This is a genomic window from Cupriavidus sp. 01L45 (assembly GCF_056399885.1).
Genome location: NZ_JBFTSG010000001.1, coordinates 270905 through 286919 on the forward strand (window position 1 = coordinate 270905; position 16015 = coordinate 286919).

The window sequence follows — 16015 nt, forward strand, 5'->3', positions numbered from 1 at the left end:
CAGCATGGCGGGCAACTTGGGCGCGCTCAGGTCGAGTTCGGTCCCGGCTTATTCCGCGCTGGCCGCCATCAAGCGATGGGGCATGCTCATCTGCACATCGAGCACGCGTGCAGTCGAACCAGACGACGTCGGCAATGAGGGGATAGTCGGGATTGCCCTGTTCATGGGCGGCGAGACGACACCGAGCCGGGCCATCGTGCAAAGCGCTGGCCATGGCTACCGGCTAAGCGCCAAGGTACTGAAGCAGGAGTTTACCCTCGGCGGTCCCATACAGCATTTGCTGTTGCGGTACACCCAGGCGCTGATCACCCAGATGGCCTATACCGCAGTCTGCAACAGGCATCACACTATTGAACAGCAACTATGCCGCTGGCTGCTTCTGAGCATCGACCGGCTCCCATCCAATGAGCTGACGATGACGCAGGAACTGATCTCGAACATGCTTGGCGTGCGGCGCTCCGACGTCACCGAAGCGGCATTGAAGCTGCAGAACGCAGGTGTGATTCGCTACAGTCATGGACATATTTCGGTACTCGACCGGCCGGCGCTCGAAAAACACGCGTGCGAATGCTATGCCGTTGTGAAGCGGGAGTTCGACCGCCTGTTGCCTGCCGTGACGGCGGCTTGAAACTCCCGGTGCCCAGGCCATGGCGGGCGCGGTCTTGCCGACCCGCACAGTGTCCGCCATCGTACCGACTTCGCTACGAAACCATGCCATTTTGGCTTTGTTGGGGCGCCACATCTTGGGAACCATGAGGGCTGGCGTTTGTGCTCCGCCTGCGTGGGGGGCGGCGCTATCGGTGCGCTGTCCGGGTGGCGGCTTGGCGGATGGCTTGGCGCACGCATTCGGCGGGGCGGGATCGCCCGGCGGCAAGCGCAGCTTGCGCAAGGAGAAATGATGCTTGTTGCAACTTGCAGCAAGGGAACAAAAGAATCCGTGAAGCTGATGATTAGCGAATTGGGAGGCGTCAGCGTTGCGGAACACCGTGACGTCCTGCCGGATTTCCGGTGGGCATGAAAAGGTGATGTTCCCCGGGACATCAGTCATTGGTCCCCATCGCCCTCGCTAGAACCCTTGGCTAGCTCGCCAAGGGGACCGGAATCTGCGAATCCGATGCGAAGATATCCGCGCCATGCGCCATGACCTGTCCGATGGAATCAGATCGGGCTGTCGGTACGACGCCGGACATTGTGGTCATTCCAATGCCAATCCCGGCCAGACCAGTTTGTGCATGATCGCTCCTGTGTCGGCGCGATTCAGCCTGTCACTGTCAGCGGCGAAGGCCGGCAAGGCTGTATGGCGTTGCCGGCCATGAGGCTCGCCGCGTGCTGTCCGACCCGTCACGACTTGTGGATGAGCAGTTGATTCTCTACTGACTTCACGCCGGTGACGCCGTGGACGACATCGGCTGCCGTCTGCTTCTGTGCCGCTGACGGAACGCTGCCGGTCAGCCGTACCACGCCTTCGCGGGTGCGCACGTGGATGTTCGTGGAACTCAGATTCTTTCGATCGAGCAGGCTAGCCTTGACCTTGGTCGTGATCTCCGTATCGTTGATGCCCTGGCCAGCCGTCTCGTGCGTGGGATTGGGGTTCGTGAGCGATGCCGCCGGGGCACTCGTTGCGCCTTGGCTAAGCGAAGCATGGAAGCCCGTCACGAGCGCAATGCATGCGACACTGGTGGCGAATTTGGTAAGAGGGATGGATTTCATTTGAACTACCTCGATTCGGATCGAATCAGTGATTGCGGACGCGGAGTGCTCCGGTACGCAAACTGCCCTGAAGAAGGCAGCCGCCCGGCTTGGCATCACGAAAGATCCTGTCCTTCGTCACGCAGCCCCCGACAGGCTAAGACTGGCACCATTTCGCCTTCAGGTCGGTACGATGGCGGACACGCCGAGGTTCATACGCGCACTTGGCGGTCGCGGATCGGTGACCTGTATTCCTGAGGGGCTTTGCTTGTCAGCGTGATCGCACGATGCTTGGGTGCGGACGATGCTGGGAGGCCGTCCAGCAGAGCAGAAGCGCGTCTGGCGTGTAGAGCAGATTCGCCCGCGTACCTCCCGCCGCACAGGCTCCGCCCGTCCTACGCAAACCAGGCGGAAAAACGCAGGCCCACGCGGCGAACGCCTCATTCAATTCAATGGCGCCCTCGGCTGTTGGACCGCTACCGTACAGACGTACCCCGTCGAGTGTGAGAATGTAATTTTGCAATCTGCGCGCGCCAGCGACTATCGGGTCGCTGTCGCTAGGCACGCATATCTGGCAGGCGGCAACTGGCGCAATGCACCAGGTCTTTGTTGAGGCGGAACGCTCGGTATCGCTGCACGTTTCCCAAGTCGCTCGCGACCCGCGCGGCGCATGGTATCCAAGTGAGTGTAGAACTCAAGGAGAGTGTTATGAACAACATCATCTGGCTTGTGGGAGCTGTGGTTATCGTCCTGTTTGTACTCGGCTTTTTTGGATTGCGGTAGCGTCTTCGAAGCGACACTGTACAGGCTCTTTGCCTCGGAGGGACGTACCTATACCGGGCCAACGCGCGATTCGTGCTCGCGCCGACATGAAAAATTCTAAGCTGCGAAACCTCGCCATACAGGGGGATCGCATAGTGGCGGGACCTTTCCAGCCAAGCCCGCTTTACGGGCGCCATACGCGCCAGCTTTCGCGCGAGCCCTACACAAGTAGGTTCAGCTGCGCAGGCAATGCGTAGCACTGCGAAGCAGGCTGTCGAGCCGGGATTTCTGGCACGCCGGAAAAATCAGCGGCTGCTCGGGGAAGCACGGACGACTCTGCCTGAATCTCGTCGATAAAGGTATGCGAGGCGAAGCGGGGCATCGGAACCGCGGGTGACGATATTTCCCTGATGACGGGCTTCGTCAGAAAATGCGGCCGACCACGCCTGCAACGCCGCAGGCGTGGTCCCTGGACCTGGTGATGCCGCGTGCTTAACCCTTCGGCGCGATGACGATGAGATTCATCCGCGCCGGCTAGTCAATCTGGACCTTCGCATGCTGAATGACTTCAGTCCAACGCTTGCTGTCTTCGTTGATCAGCTCCTGGAGGTCGGCAGCCGTGCCTGGCAAAGGGCGTGCGCCTTGGGCAGTCAATTGCTGGATCGTGGACTTGTCGTTCGCAATCGAGATCACGGTATCCTGGAGCTTCTTGATCACCTGCGGACTTGTATTAGCCGGAGCCATCAAGGCAGACCACGATTCTGTGTTCGCATCCTTGATACCCAACTCCTCGAAAGTCGGAATGTCAGGAATCGCCGGGCTTCGCTCCTTGCTCGCAATGCCTAGCACGCGAACCTTGCCCGGCTTTATGTAGGGTTGCACCGTTGGAAGATTGACAAAGAGCACCTGTACCTGACCAGCCAGGAGATCCGCAGTAGCAGGGCCAGCACCTTTGTAGGGAACATGGGTGAACGCCGTGCCGGTCCTGAGCATGAACAGTTCACCGACCATGTGGTTCGCCGATCCCATCCCGGCCGATCCCATGTTCAGCTTTCCGGGATTTGCCTTGGCATACCGCAGCAGTTCGGCCATATTCCTGGCGGGGGTGTTTTCTGACACCACCAACACATTCGGGACCGTAGCAAATAGCGCGACCGGCTTGAAATCTCTTGACGGCGAGAATGGCAGGTTCTTGGATAGCAGTGGCTGAATCACTTGATTTGCCGGCGTTGCGTACAAGAGCGTATAGCCGTCGGATTTCGCTCGCGCAACATAGGCGGCTCCGATGTTCCCTCCGGCCCCGGCCCTATTGTCGACAACAACCGGCTGCCCCAACACTTCCGACATCCGTGTGGCAAGAAGGCGCGCTGTGAGATTGACGGTGCCGCCGGGTGCGAACGGCACTACGAGATTGATTGGTTTGTCCGGGTAGGTTTCAGCGTTTGCTGCCGAAACGATACCCATGGCAAAGGCGAAAACCACGACGAACTTGGACATCGCTCGATTCCTCGGTGAATAGGCGCAGGATTTACGCGCCTTGGTCGGACTCAGGGGAAACAAGCGTGCGGGTACGCCGTTCCAACAACGTCTGCGCCTCGACGAGCCGGTGACCAACCGCATCGATGGCATCTGTCTTCGCTTTGAGCGAGCGTCTTTGCTCGCCAATGTGCTGGAGGACGCCATCCGGAGCCGGCGCGCCATACGACCGGCGCGCGGCAACGTTGCGAACCGGATCCAGGCATTCGCCGATATCGTCTTCCGATAGCGAGGCCCTTCGCCCCACCTGTTCGAGCGCTGCGGCATCGATCATTTGGGCCGTAATCCCTGTAGCAGGGATTCCTTGATCAAGCGCTTGTCGAACGACAGCGCCAATGATGTGATGCGCGTCGCGGAACGAGAGGTCGGCTTTCCGGACCAGCAGGTCGGCCAGATCGGTGACAGCCGAGAAGTCCTGCGCAGCACGGTCTGCCATGCGCGGCCGATTTGGCTCAACGCGTTCCACAAGCAGTTTCATCAGTTCGAGAGCCTTTACGGCTTCCTCGCAGCTTTCCCAGCACGTCCTCGTGCTTTCCCGGCTGCTGTCGCCCGAGTGCGAAAAATGGGTAGATTTGACGGCCGTCAGTGCGGCCGACGTCAGTCCGATCAGATGGGACGTCTTCCCCCGCAAATACTCCAGAACGACCGGATTCTTCTTTTGCGGCATGATGCTGGACGTGCCGGCAATGCTGTCGGGGAACGACAGGAATCCGAACTCCGGCGTCGACCAGATGTAAAAATCCTGCACCATCCGGCTGCAAGTGATCATCATGATCGAGAGCACCGCGCTCAACTCCAATGCGAAGTCGCGTGATGCAACCCCGTCCAGCGAGTTCGGCATGGGCCGGGAGAAGCCCAGCAGCAAACTGGTCGACGTCCGATCGATGGGAAACGAGGTGCCGGCCAAGGCACAGGCGCCAAGTGGGCAATTGTCTGTCGTTTCCAGGACATGCATGAGGCGATCGATATCCCGGGACCAGGCATCGACCAGTCCCGACAGATAGTACCCATAGGTGATGGGCTGCGCAGCCTGCATGTGCGTATATCCAGGCATCACATAGGTGGCGAATCTCTCCGCTTGCGCCGCCGCGACGGCAGCGACATCGGTCAATGCCCTGCTGATGCGTAGAATGAAAGCACGAGCGCGAATACGATCGTTGGTGGCGCCCATATCGTTGCGACTGCGTGCCGTATGCAAGCGGCCACCGATGTCCTGACCTACCAGCTTGATCAGATGAGCTTCGTAGTTGAAATAAGCATCTTCTCGTGCTGCGTCGAGCTCGACCGCTTCGGGGCCGTCCTCCTGCATCTTTATCAGAGCATTGGCCAGGCGAATCGACGTCGCCCGGTCGAGAATGCCCTGGTCGTTAAGCATCAACAGATGAGCGAAATTGATTTGAGTCAGAATCGCGAAATTTTTCGCGAAGAATTCTCTGGTCGTGCGGGGCTGAAAAATGTAATCAATAACCTCTTTCGCCGGAGGTTGTTTGAGTCGACGGCTAACTTTCGATTCCATGATGGCAGCACTCTGTTAGAAGGATACAACCAGTTTGGAATGAAGCAGACCATGCGTCAAATCAGTGTTTCGCTGCTATTAATACAAAATTGATATGATAGGATCCGGCGTGCAGGGCCGGAGCGGGTCGGCCAAAATGTGCGCTTTTGAGGACCTCATATGAACTTCAAGCAAGTCGAGGCGTTCAGGGCTGTGATGAAGACGCGTTCGATGACCACGGCAGCCGGACTCCTCCACACCTCTCAGCCGAATGTCAGCAGATGGATCTCGCTCCTGGAGCAGACGGTCGGGTTCACGCTATTCCAACGAATCGGGACGCGGCTGATCCCGACGGCGGAAGCGGAGGCATTTTATGCCGATGTGGAGCGCGCATTTCTCGGCCTGGAGTCTCTGGGAGAAAGTGCGGATTCGATTCGCCGCCGAGGGACCGGCCTGCTCCGCGTGGGCGCGGTAGGCTCGATTGCACACTGCGTGTTGCCGGATGCCCTTCAGATTTTCAGGGGTATGTTTCCGGACATACCGATTGTGGTTAATCTGGGGCGCTCCGATGTCGTCGCAAAATGGACGGCGACTGGTTTTTGTGACGTTGGATTCTGCTCTATTATCACTGATTTGCCGAGCCTGGATTTTGAACTGATCAATACCGCTCGCGGTGTGGCAATCGTCAATAGTTCGCATAGACTGGCCACGCATGATGTCGTGTATCCAAGCGATTTTGAAAATGAACACTTCATATCGCTGCCCATGGGTAGCCCCAACCGAAACCAGATAGATCGTCATTTCCCCAATGACCTCAGGCATCTTTCCATCGAGACACCATACGCCTCGACAATTTGCACGATGGTTAGCAAGGGCCTCGGAACATCTATAATAAGTCCGATAGATTCCCGAGCGCTTCGGATACAAAATGTTTCCGAGATACCTTTTTCCGAAGAGGTTCCGTTCAATAGCTACGCCGTGACATCGGACCATTTTCCGGTGGGATTCCTGGCTAATCGGCTGACAGACTGTGTGCGCCGTAGCTTCGAGGCCCTAAGGCATTCAAAAGCCTGATTTGGACCCTTGGTTTTCCCAAAGATCCGAACTGCCAAGGGAAGGCGCCATACAATGGCCCGCACGGCAGGCGCAGGGTGGGCCGCAGACTAGCCGACCTATTCGTCGACTACATCGCCTATTCCTCGCGGAGCCATTCGAAGCCACACCATGAAGCCCCGGCCGAGTCGGTTGGCTCCCATTCAGACTTCTGTTTGATCTGCCATCTCCAGAGCGCCGTCCACCTCAATTCCTAGGTGGCGAACCGTGCACTCCAGTTTCACGCGCACTGGAAAACGTTCGATGAGGCCCCCCGCGAGCTATGTCGCCGGATAAAAAAACGCCAACCCGTTTTGGGTTGGCGCTATGTTTGGGGCGTACTACTGGTATCAGAACTGGTTCATGGTGTTGTCTTTACCTGCCGCCTTCAGGGCTGCTTCGCCGCTGAAATACTCTTTGTGGTCGTCGCCGATGTCCGAGCCGGACATGTTCTGGTGCTTGACGCAGGCGATGCCCTGACGGATTTCCTTGCGCTGCACGCCAGCCACATAACCCAGCATGCCCTGGTCGCCGAAGTATTCCTTGGCCAGGTTGTCGGTCGACAGTGCGGCGGTGTGGTAGGTCGGCAGCGTAATCAGGTGGTGGAAGATACCTGCTTCGCGCGACGAGTCGGCCTGGAAGGTCCGGATCTTTTCGTCAGCGAGCTTCGCCAGTTCGGTCTGATCGTATTCCACGCTCATCAACTGGGTGCGCTCGTATGCCGACACATCCTTGCCCGCGGCCTTCATCGCGTCATACACCTGCTGGCGGAAATTCAGGGTCCAGTTGAAGGATGGGCTGTTGTTGTACACCAGCTTGGCGTTCGGGATGACTTTGCGAATCTCGCTGACCATGCCGCCGATCTGGGCGATATGCGGCTTTTCGGTCTCGATCCACAGCAGGTCAGCGCCGTTTTGCAGTGCGGTGACGCAATCCAGTACGCAGCGCGCTTCGCCCGTGCCGGCGCGGAACTGGAACAGGTTGCTAGGCAGGCGCTTGGGGCGCAGCAGTTTGCCGTCGCGCTTGATGATGACGTCACCATTGCCCAGTTCGTCGGCCGACAATTCTTCGCAATCGAGGAAGGAATTGTATTGATCGCCCAGGTCACCCGTCGTGTTGGTCACGGCGATCTGCTTGGTCAGGCCAGCGCCCAGCGAGTCGGTACGGGCCACGATGACGCCGTCGTCCACGCCCAGTTCCAGGAAGGCGTAGCGGATGGCGCGGATCTTGGCCAGGAAGTCCTCGTGCGGCACGGTGACCTTGCCATCCTGGTGGCCGCACTGCTTCTCGTCGGACACCTGGTTTTCGATCTGAATGCAGCATGCGCCCGCTTCGATGAACTGCTTGGCCAGCAGGTACGTTGCTTCGGCGTTGCCGAAACCCGCGTCGATGTCCGCGATGATGGGCACAACGTGGGTGACGTGGTTATCGATTTTCTCCTGGATGGCGGCCTTGGCAGGTCCTTGGGCAGCATCCAGTTCGCGGAACAGGCCGCCCAGTTCACGGGCGTCGGCCTGCCGCAGGAAGGTGTACAGCTCGCGGATCAGCGCGCTGACGGAGGTTTTTTCGTGCATCGACTGGTCCGGCAGCGGGCCGAACTCGGAGCGCAGCGCGGCCACCATCCAGCCGGACAGGTAAAGGTAGCGGCGGTCGGTGCTGTTGAAGTGCTTCTTGATGGAGATCATTTTCTGCTGGCCGATGAAACCGTGCCAGCAACCCAGCGACTGGGTGTACTTGGACGAGTCGGCATCGTAGGCGGCCATGTCGGCGCGCATGATCTTCGCGGTGTATTTGGCGATGTCCAGGCCCGTTTTGAACTTGTTCTGGGCACGCATGCGGGCGGCATACTCGGGGTTGATGGCATTCCATGCGCTGCCGTGGTTCTCTTTCAAACCAGCAACTGCCTTGATGTCGTCTTGATACTGGGCCATGTGAAATTCCTAAGCGCGATTGAAGAAAGGGTTGCGTGTGCCGCTACGGATGTCGAAGCAAGCAGCGTGGAATCATTGTATGGCGATTCTGGCGCATCACGGCGAAGTCTTATATAAGACATAAGAGTTGCTTTATCCTTATTTTTCAATGAGATAGGCTTTGAATTTCATGATGTGGAACGCGTTTTCGAGAAACGAAAACAAACCGCTGCGGAAATTCGGAGTGAATTCCGCAATGTGAAAAGCGCTTTCAGTTGTTAGCAGTGAAGGCAAGCACAGATGGCTTGAGCAACGATCGTTGGGGGGATTTTGCAGACGTCTGTCGAACGAACAGCGTCATGAGTCGGCGCGGAGACGTGTGGCTGTCTTCGTGTCCGCTGTGGTCATTCGATCACCCCGCCAGCGAGGCCTCCCGTCTTGGCGCGCTGGCTGCCATGATGGCGCTCACACCGCCACCGGGTCCGACGCCAACGATCAAGCCGAGACCGTCGGCCAGACCCTGCCAGCGACGATCTACCGAGGTGCGACCAAGACCTTTTCCTCGCTGCGCGTATGTCGCGCGACCTCGCCCGCCTCCAGGCGCAGCGGCTTGCGGCCGAAGCCCGTATAGAGGGCGAGCTGGTCACTGTAGTGCGGTGAGCGGGTGCCATCCGGCGCGACGAACCCGCTTTGCCCCGGTGCCACCACATCCCATGCCTGCGTCTTGCCGGCAGCGGCGGCACTGCCGAGCACGATCAGGTCATTCTCCGTCCCACGGTTCTGGTACTCCGGCACGCGGATGGCTTCGGCCGCGTCCGCCTGCGGAATGCCGAAAAAGTTGTTCGCGCGGAAGGTGAGCATCACGGCTGGCGGTTGCCACCGGGCGATATCGTCCCCGTACTTGGCCGACAGCGATGTCCAGGCGTCGCCCAGTGCGGCGCGAATCACGTCGTCCGGCGCGGCGCCGCCAAACAGGTCCACGCGCTGGGGAATGGCCGAGCGTGGCCCCAGCAACGCCTCATAGAGAACCTTGCTGCCCGTGCTGAGGTTCAGCGAGCCGGTGGGGCCATCCTGCGTCGTCTCGTAGCCGCTGGCCATGTACCACTTGTCGAACGGCGCCGGAACCGCCTTGACGACGGTCCTTGCCAGCATCGACGTGAGCCAGGCATTCATGATTGCCGAGCCGGGCCGGGCGTACTTTCCGGTGTCGCGCGGGTCGTCGTTGATGCCGTTCCAGCCCGCCAGCGTATCGGCAAGGCGGCGGCGCGGGTCATCGGCAGGCAGCGCCGCCGCCGCATTGCGGATGAACGGCAGGAAGTGCCGCACGTTCAGGTCCGAGCGGCTGGTGTCCTTCAGTATCTGCCAGGCATCGTCGCTGTCGAGCGTCGCGTGCGCCTCGATGCGATGCTGGATTTCGACGTTGCGGTCCGCCGCGCCCCAAAGAAAGGCAAACAGATCGGAGGCCGGGTAGCCCTGCTCAGGCGAGTTGTTCCAGTTGGCGATATAGCCCGAGCGCGGGTTGTAGACCTGCGGGTTGGTGGCGAACGGCAGCACGCCGCGCCAGTCCCATTCCCCGGTACCGGGCACGGGCAGGCGCGGGTCGTGCCCGGTCCGACGATGCGGATAGGCGCCGGTGTGTACGTATCCGATATTGCCCTGGCGATCCGCGTAATACCAATTGATGGTCAAGGCCTGTCGTGCGGCCTGGGCTGTCCAACTCTTCCAGTCATGCGCCTGCGCCTGGCGGGTCCACGCCAGGAGCGACTGGACTTCCTTTCCACTCCAGGCGCGCGCCTTGGCATAGGCGGTATGCGTGGCGTCGTCGCGCTGCATGACGATGCCGTGCACGGTGCGGTAGATGTCGAGTGTCACGGGCGCGCCATCCTTGACGTGGATGAGCTCGGAGCGCTTTTGCATCTGCACCCACTTGCCGTTGTGCCAGTAGAAGTCAGGCCGGGTGGGGTCGATGCGCTCGGCAAACATGTCGATGTCGTCGCCAAAGCCGGCGGTCGATCCCCAAGAGATCTTGCCGTTGTGGCCAAACAGGATGCAGGGGTAAGCAAACGGCGTATTGCCGACGATATCGAAGCCCGCGCCATGCAGGCCAATACCGTAGGTGTAGCCAGGGTTGAACCAGCCAAACTGCGGCCCGTTGAGCATGATCGCCTTGGCATCGCGCGCGCGCTGCTTGCCGATCACCCACATATTGCTGGTGGTCGGGAAGCCGGCAAGGCCGTTGGCGCCGCTCTGCGCATACTGGGCGAACACGGTGTCGCGGTTGGCCTGCGCGTCGAGCGCGAGCAGCATGCCGTCGTCGCCGCGCGCGGGCCGCTCGGCCATCGGAGGCGGTCCGTCGTAGCGCGGCAACGTGTAGGCAAGGCCACCGGTGACTGACGCGGCGCCGAGCCGTATCGGGTAAGTACGCTCGCCGGCTGCGATGGTGGTGACCGCCTTCGGGTTGACGAGCCACTTCAACTGAGTGAACAGATCCATGCCGCGCGCTTCGCCATACCGGTCCTTCAGGGCGGTGAGCAGCGCGAGGTTGTCCACCTCGCTGGTGCTGTCGGAGAAGCGGTTCGCCATGGTGCCGACGAACACCATCGCCACGTCGAATGCGCTCCAGTCCGAAGGCTTGAAGCCGGCGTCGTTGAACTGCTTGGGCATCAGGGTGTCGGGCCGCGCACGGACCTGCGCGATCCACGCATTCATCCCGGCGGCATAGCCATCGAGGATGTCACGCTCCCTTTTCGGCAAAGCTGCAATTTGTTGCTCGATCGCCGCGGGCCAGTAGTTGCCGCGCGTTGCCAGGTCGAACTTGGCGAACTGCTCGCCGAACACCTCGGCCACGGTGCCTTGCGTGCTGCGCTTTGCCATCTCCATCTGGAACAGCCGGTCTTGCGCGACGGCATAGGCATAGCCATAGAAAAGCTTGTAGGCGGTGTCCGCGTAGATATGCGGCACGCCATACTCGTCCCGCTTGATCACGACCTGCTGCGCGGCAGGGGCCGAGGCAGCATGGGCCGTCGCAACACCAATGGGAATATCCACGATGCCGCCGAGGGCGAGGATGGCGGCAGTCGATGCAACGCAGGCAAGGCGGGGGCGCAGGGGCATGATGTCTCCGGGGTCTCTTTTCCTTATGGCGCCGGAACATCCTAAAATAAGCCGACCGAGCGGTCAATTAATCAAAACCCATCTGCGCCCGCAACTTGTCGCGCGCCGCTTGAGTCTTGCCGCGCAGCGGCATTGCTGCCGCCGATGGTGGCGCGCCTTGTCGTCCCCGCTTGCGCAACCTCGCCCGCGACGGCCGCTTCGATTACTTGCTCCTGGTATCGGCGGCGACCCCGTCGTCCCCGCCAGCCGCGGCGCCTCGCCTGGGTCGGCGGACAGCTCTGACCTTCCCGCTACTCCCGCCACCGCAGAAGAACTGGTCGCCGCCATCGGACTCGAGTCCCGAGATGCCGGCGCCTGGAGGCATCTCGACCTTCTCCTCGACCACGCCCGTTCGGGGATCGATTCGCCTCAGTTCGCTCTGGTCGCCTTCCCAGGTGCCGTGCCAGAGTTCTCCGTCGATCCACGTGACCCCGGTGACAAAACGGTTGGACTCGATGGTGCGGAGAATCGCCCCGGTCTGGGGATCGACCTGATGGATCTTCCGGTCCCGGTACTGCCCCACCCAGAGCGTTCCTTCGGCCCACGCGAGCCCCGAGTCGCCGCCGCTGCCGGGCGCCGGAATCGTGCCAAGTACGCGGCCGGTTGCCGGGTCGATCTTCTGGATGCGATTCTCGGCGATCTGATAGAGGTACCGGCCGTCAAAGGCCGTTCCTGCGTGCGCGGCGACATCGATTGAGCGTAGCGTCTTGCCGCTCGCCGGATCGAGGGCGTTCAGCTTGTCTCCGGTGGCGAACCAGACTTGCTGACCGTCATAGGTGACGCCATGCACGTTGTCGATACCTGGAAAGGGACCGTATTCACGGATGATTTCGGCTGCCGAGTGTTTCATTTCTCTGTCCTCGTCACTGGTTGCATGTGTACATCCTAGTCACTTGGCAGGGGCGCGGGGAGTAACAAGGTCGTCGCGAATCCCGGCACGGGCGGGGTCACCCAGCGACGCGCCCGCCCGTGACCAAACGACTGCACCTTGCCTGCTGCCGCCAGCGCATCGATCGCGCGCTGCACGGTCCGCTGGCTGGCGCCAAGCGCCAGGGCCGAGCTCGACCATGACTCACCGTCGGCAAGGAAGGCCAGCACTGCCGCGTGCTTGTCTTCGACGGGACGCGCCAGCACGACGATCTCGCGCGCGTGGCCCGGCACCAGTGCGAATCCTCGCTTCGTGGCGCTCACGCCGGCCACTTCCCGAAGCACGGTGCGAAGCCGCCCGACTTCAACGCGCAACCGCACGCGATGCGATTCATCGGCGTGCTTCGTCCGGAATGCCTGTGCGATGAGCGTTTCCCGGGCTACGTCTTCGGGCCACGCTTCGGCCAGTGTGCGTGCTAGCGCGAACAACACGGGACGCCTGGCGAGCAAGACCGCCTTGCCGGCGTCATGCACGACATTGCGGCATGCGTCCACGACGAGCGCTTTCGACGCCAGCAGCGCTTCCACCTCATCCAGCAGCAGGAGCCGCTCCTCGCCACGCGCAACCAGGCGCGCCGCGGGCGTGTTCAGGATGAGGGATGCGTTTTCAACCTCCGCCGTCAGCGCTGGGATTCCCGCGAGGCGTGCGGCGCGCTGGGCCCGATCGAGCGCGGCACGCGCCGTTTTCGATTGCAGGCGTCGCATTGCGATCCCGGCGACGACCAGTTCGTGCGCGGTCTTCAATGCAGGTGGATAGTCGGCAGGTGGAAAGGGCGAGGAGACGACTCCGGCGAGCGTATGTTCGGCGTCGTCGAGGCGCCCGATCAGGAGGAGGCGCCTGACTTCGAGATACCGCGCATGCGCGGCGTTGACGTGGTCGCCGTGCGCTTCGAGCGTTGATCGGGCTGCGTCGAGCACCCTGGCGGGCCAGCCCAGGTCGCGCGAGGCGAGTGCGATCTCGGCTTCGGCAATGACACACCTGGCGCGGGCCACGGCTTCCTTGGGGCCGAAGGCGCGCGCCGCGCTCCGCACGAGCGCCTTGGCCCGGGGGAGATCCCCGAGCTGTGCCATCGCGATGCCGCGAAGCGCGAGCGCGGGCGCGTCGTCGCGCAAGGCGACCCGGTTCAGCGCGCCGAGGGGGTCGCCCGCAGCGAGCGCACGCGCCGCGGCGGTGATCAGCGAATCCATCTACCTGAATCCCGCCACACTTGTCACGCTCCCCGTTCGAAGTCAGGCGCTAATCTAGCACACGAGTACCAGCCAGCACGCCTGTTCCTGAGTCAGGCGAGCGCCAGCCGCGCTCCCGCACTGCCGATATGCCGCACGATCGCAGCGTTGACTTCGAGCGTATGCGTAAGCGGGCCCATATGACCGGCGCCTTCGATGACAACAAGACTGGCGGCGGGCATGAGTGCCGGCAACGCTTCCGCGATGAGTCGCGTCGGCGTGGGCGCGTGTTCGCCGCGCATGATCAACACGGGAAAATCGAGGTCGCCGTATGCGGCCATAGGCGTCGGCTCCTCGATCAGCGCGCGAAAATCCAGCGGTGCTTTTGGCGTCCAGCGTGCCAGCGCGGCTTGCACGGACGGCCGTAGCGCGGCCCACGCGCCCGGGCCGCTCCAGTAGTCGACAAACGACATGGCCGCGCCGATGTAGTCGCCGGTGCACACCGCCTCCGCGGTTTTCGTGGCAATCGCCCGGATCTCGGCGAACGCGGCCGTCCCGTGCGCGCCGATCGCTTTCAGCAGGTGAAAGGCGGACGGCTCATAGAGGGCAAGGCTGGCAATTCGATGCGGTCGCTCGACAGCAGCATGGAGCGCGACGCCTCCGCCATAGGAGTGGCCGACAAGGTGCACCTTGCAACCGGCACGATCGATGATGTCGATCGTTCTAGCCGCCTCGTCTGCCAGGGTAAAGGCGCGCACGCCGCTCCATGGGCCAGAGCTGTCGCAGCCGTAATGCTCGGGTGCGAAGAGCGCGTGGCGCGGGTCGAGCGCGCTGCCAAGCTGCCGCCATTGCCCCGCACCCGCACCCGAGCAATGCAATGCGATCACGGGCGCCGGGTTCACCGTCGTTGGGTTACGGATCTGCATATCCATCACGGTCTCCAATCAAGTCGCGGTTTTGCCGGTGGCCCGTGTTTTCGATTGCCTGTCAGCCCATGATCGGCGCGAGCGCGGCCCCGATCCGGTGCGCTTGCGCCGGCGAGATCATGGCGTTGAGCGTTTCGCCGAAGCGCGGGATCTGCACGCCCGACACGATGTATTGGAAGCGATAGGCGGCAAGGACGGTGTTCATCACGCTATCCTTCTCGGCCGTTGTCGTGGGCCGGTTGCAAAGTTCGATGAAGTAGCGCGCGTCCGCTGCCGCCTGGGCTTGCAGAATGACATCGATGGCGCGGACCAGCGCAATCAGGTCGTCCACGGCCGCATCGCGTGCTTGCGGCGAAAGTTTCGCGTTCTCACGGACCCATTCCAGTTCATCCAGAATCGCGTGCTGCGACTCCTCTTTCCAGTGGAACAGGAACACATCCTTGAACAGGGGTGAGAGCTCGCTGTCCGGCGCAATGCTGGCCCGGTAGTGGGCTTGCGTGAACAGTTCAATGAGGCAGGTCAGCGCGAGCACCGACCAGGTCGACTTGCCCAATACGAACGACGCGACGTCATCGGGCTGCGGTTCGAACTTGTATCCCGCGGGCATCCGGGCGCCGATCATGGTCTCGATACGGCGAAACAGCGCCTGGTGCTTTAGCTCTTCGTCGGTGAAGCGAACCAGCGCCTCAAGCGCGATCTGGTCGCCAAGCCAGTGGTCGCGGCTCACCTCAAGCATCTTGGCGCCGATGAACCGCTCGACCAGGCCGAAGATATTGGCATACGAGCGACCCTGGATCTGCGACAGCAGGCGGCGCTCGTTGCCGTTCAGGAACGGCAGGCGATCGACGAACGACAGGCCATCAGGCAGGAATTTCTTCGTGAAGTCGAAATCCCGATGGCGAAGCACGTCGCCATCAATGTCCCACCGGACGCGCCTGGACACTTCCACGCATTTGGCGTAGCGCGCGGAATCGACGTAAGGTTGCGAGAGAGGTGGTTGAATACCGGCAACGGCATGCCGGATCCTGAGGGCGGCGGGATCGGTATCGGGCAGAGAAGGTGAATGGATTGCGGACATGACGGTTCTCCTTGGGAGACGGGGTTGGGGTTGCAGCTGGTGCTGCTGCAAAAAATGCGGTCGAGGGACAATTGAGGTCCGACGACGTCGCAGCGTGCGCGCCGGTGCATTCGCAAATCGCCAGGTTCGTCTGGAGTAGACGCATACAACGCGTGCATCACCCGCCTGATTCGCGGAGAACGCCACAACCCTTATTGCTGCCCTGCTTCAATCGAATCTTCTTGCGTGTGTTGGCCTTCAGGCACGGGGCTAGTATCCTGACGGTAAGCACGCGATTGAA

11 protein-coding genes are annotated in these 16015 nt (G+C 61.4%); 2 read left to right on the forward strand and 9 right to left on the reverse strand.

Features of this window, described 5'->3' with window-relative positions:
* The first annotated feature begins 4 nt into the window (after window positions 1-4).
* A complete protein-coding gene (locus AC1DT6_RS01275) occupies window positions 5-628 on the forward strand; it encodes a Crp/Fnr family transcriptional regulator (RefSeq protein WP_441625424.1) in 624 nt (207 codons plus the stop codon).
* Window positions 629-1341: 713 nt separating this feature from the next.
* On the opposite strand, the gene AC1DT6_RS01280 is transcribed toward AC1DT6_RS01275, so the two are convergent.
* The 3 genes from AC1DT6_RS01280 to argH all read right to left on the reverse strand — a co-directional run bounded on the left by AC1DT6_RS01280 (window position 1342) and on the right by argH (window position 5503).
* Window positions 1342-1710: a BON domain-containing protein gene (locus AC1DT6_RS01280; RefSeq protein WP_441625426.1), complete on the reverse strand. Its 369-nt coding sequence runs from the start codon at window positions 1708-1710 to the stop codon at window positions 1342-1344.
* Between the two features lie 1275 nt (window positions 1711-2985).
* On the reverse strand, window positions 2986-3948 hold the full coding sequence (locus tag AC1DT6_RS01285; RefSeq protein WP_441625428.1) for a Bug family tripartite tricarboxylate transporter substrate binding protein: 963 nt from the start codon (window positions 3946-3948) through the stop codon (window positions 2986-2988).
* Between the two features lie 31 nt (window positions 3949-3979).
* The gene (argH, locus tag AC1DT6_RS01290) at window positions 3980-5503 is read right to left on the reverse strand and encodes an argininosuccinate lyase (protein ID WP_441625430.1); all 1524 of its coding nucleotides are present in this window, start codon (window positions 5501-5503) and stop codon (window positions 3980-3982) included.
* 159 nt (window positions 5504-5662) lie between these two features.
* On the opposite strand from argH, the gene AC1DT6_RS01295 reads away from it, so the two are divergent.
* Complete coding sequence (locus AC1DT6_RS01295) at window positions 5663-6556, forward strand: LysR substrate-binding domain-containing protein (protein ID WP_441625432.1); 894 nt, start codon at window positions 5663-5665, stop codon at window positions 6554-6556.
* 368 nt (window positions 6557-6924) lie between these two features.
* On the opposite strand, the gene AC1DT6_RS01300 is transcribed toward AC1DT6_RS01295, so the two are convergent.
* The 6 genes from AC1DT6_RS01300 to AC1DT6_RS01325 all read right to left on the reverse strand — a co-directional run bounded on the left by AC1DT6_RS01300 (window position 6925) and on the right by AC1DT6_RS01325 (window position 15735).
* Window positions 6925-8505, reverse strand: a complete 1581-nt coding sequence (locus tag AC1DT6_RS01300; RefSeq protein ID WP_441625434.1) for an isocitrate lyase — start codon at window positions 8503-8505, stop codon at window positions 6925-6927.
* Between the two features lie 513 nt (window positions 8506-9018).
* Window positions 9019-11598: a penicillin acylase family protein gene (locus AC1DT6_RS01305; protein ID WP_441625436.1), complete on the reverse strand. Its 2580-nt coding sequence runs from the start codon at window positions 11596-11598 to the stop codon at window positions 9019-9021.
* A 202-nt stretch (window positions 11599-11800) separates the two neighbouring features.
* Window positions 11801-12487 carry a Vgb family protein gene (locus AC1DT6_RS01310; protein ID WP_477103001.1) on the reverse strand — a complete coding sequence of 229 codons (687 nt, stop codon included), beginning with the start codon at window positions 12485-12487 and terminating at the stop codon, window positions 11801-11803.
* Between the two features lie 35 nt (window positions 12488-12522).
* A complete protein-coding gene (locus AC1DT6_RS01315; protein ID WP_441625440.1) occupies window positions 12523-13752 on the reverse strand; it encodes a helix-turn-helix domain-containing protein in 1230 nt (409 codons plus the stop codon).
* Between the two features lie 92 nt (window positions 13753-13844).
* Complete coding sequence (locus AC1DT6_RS01320; protein WP_477103002.1) at window positions 13845-14663, reverse strand: alpha/beta fold hydrolase; 819 nt, start codon at window positions 14661-14663, stop codon at window positions 13845-13847.
* A 55-nt stretch (window positions 14664-14718) separates the two neighbouring features.
* On the reverse strand, window positions 14719-15735 hold the full coding sequence (locus AC1DT6_RS01325; RefSeq protein ID WP_441625517.1) for a hypothetical protein: 1017 nt from the start codon (window positions 15733-15735) through the stop codon (window positions 14719-14721).
* Window positions 15736-16015: the final 280 nt, after the last annotated feature.

Excerpts from the sequence above, each read along its gene's own strand:
- AC1DT6_RS01315 (WP_441625440.1), bottom strand. The coding sequence starts at position 13,752 with ATGGATTCGCTGATCACCGCCGCGGCGCGTGCGCTCGCTGCGGGCGAC.
- AC1DT6_RS01305 (WP_441625436.1), bottom strand. The coding sequence starts at position 11,598 with ATGCCCCTGCGCCCCCGCCTTGCCTGCGTTGCATCGACTGCCGCCATC.
- argH (WP_441625430.1), bottom strand. The coding sequence starts at position 5,503 with ATGGAATCGAAAGTTAGCCGTCGACTCAAACAACCTCCGGCGAAAGAG.
- AC1DT6_RS01295 (WP_441625432.1), top strand. The coding sequence starts at position 5,663 with ATGAACTTCAAGCAAGTCGAGGCGTTCAGGGCTGTGATGAAGACGCGT.
- AC1DT6_RS01285 (WP_441625428.1), bottom strand. The coding sequence starts at position 3,948 with ATGTCCAAGTTCGTCGTGGTTTTCGCCTTTGCCATGGGTATCGTTTCG.
- AC1DT6_RS01275 (WP_441625424.1), top strand. The coding sequence starts at position 5 with ATGGCGGGCAACTTGGGCGCGCTCAGGTCGAGTTCGGTCCCGGCTTAT.
- AC1DT6_RS01325 (WP_441625517.1), bottom strand. The coding sequence starts at position 15,735 with ATGTCCGCAATCCATTCACCTTCTCTGCCCGATACCGATCCCGCCGCC.
- AC1DT6_RS01300 (WP_441625434.1), bottom strand. The coding sequence starts at position 8,505 with ATGGCCCAGTATCAAGACGACATCAAGGCAGTTGCTGGTTTGAAAGAG.
- AC1DT6_RS01320 (WP_477103002.1), bottom strand. The coding sequence starts at position 14,663 with ATGGATATGCAGATCCGTAACCCAACGACGGTGAACCCGGCGCCCGTG.
- AC1DT6_RS01280 (WP_441625426.1), bottom strand. The coding sequence starts at position 1,710 with ATGAAATCCATCCCTCTTACCAAATTCGCCACCAGTGTCGCATGCATT.
- AC1DT6_RS01310 (WP_477103001.1), bottom strand. The coding sequence starts at position 12,487 with ATGAAACACTCGGCAGCCGAAATCATCCGTGAATACGGTCCCTTTCCA.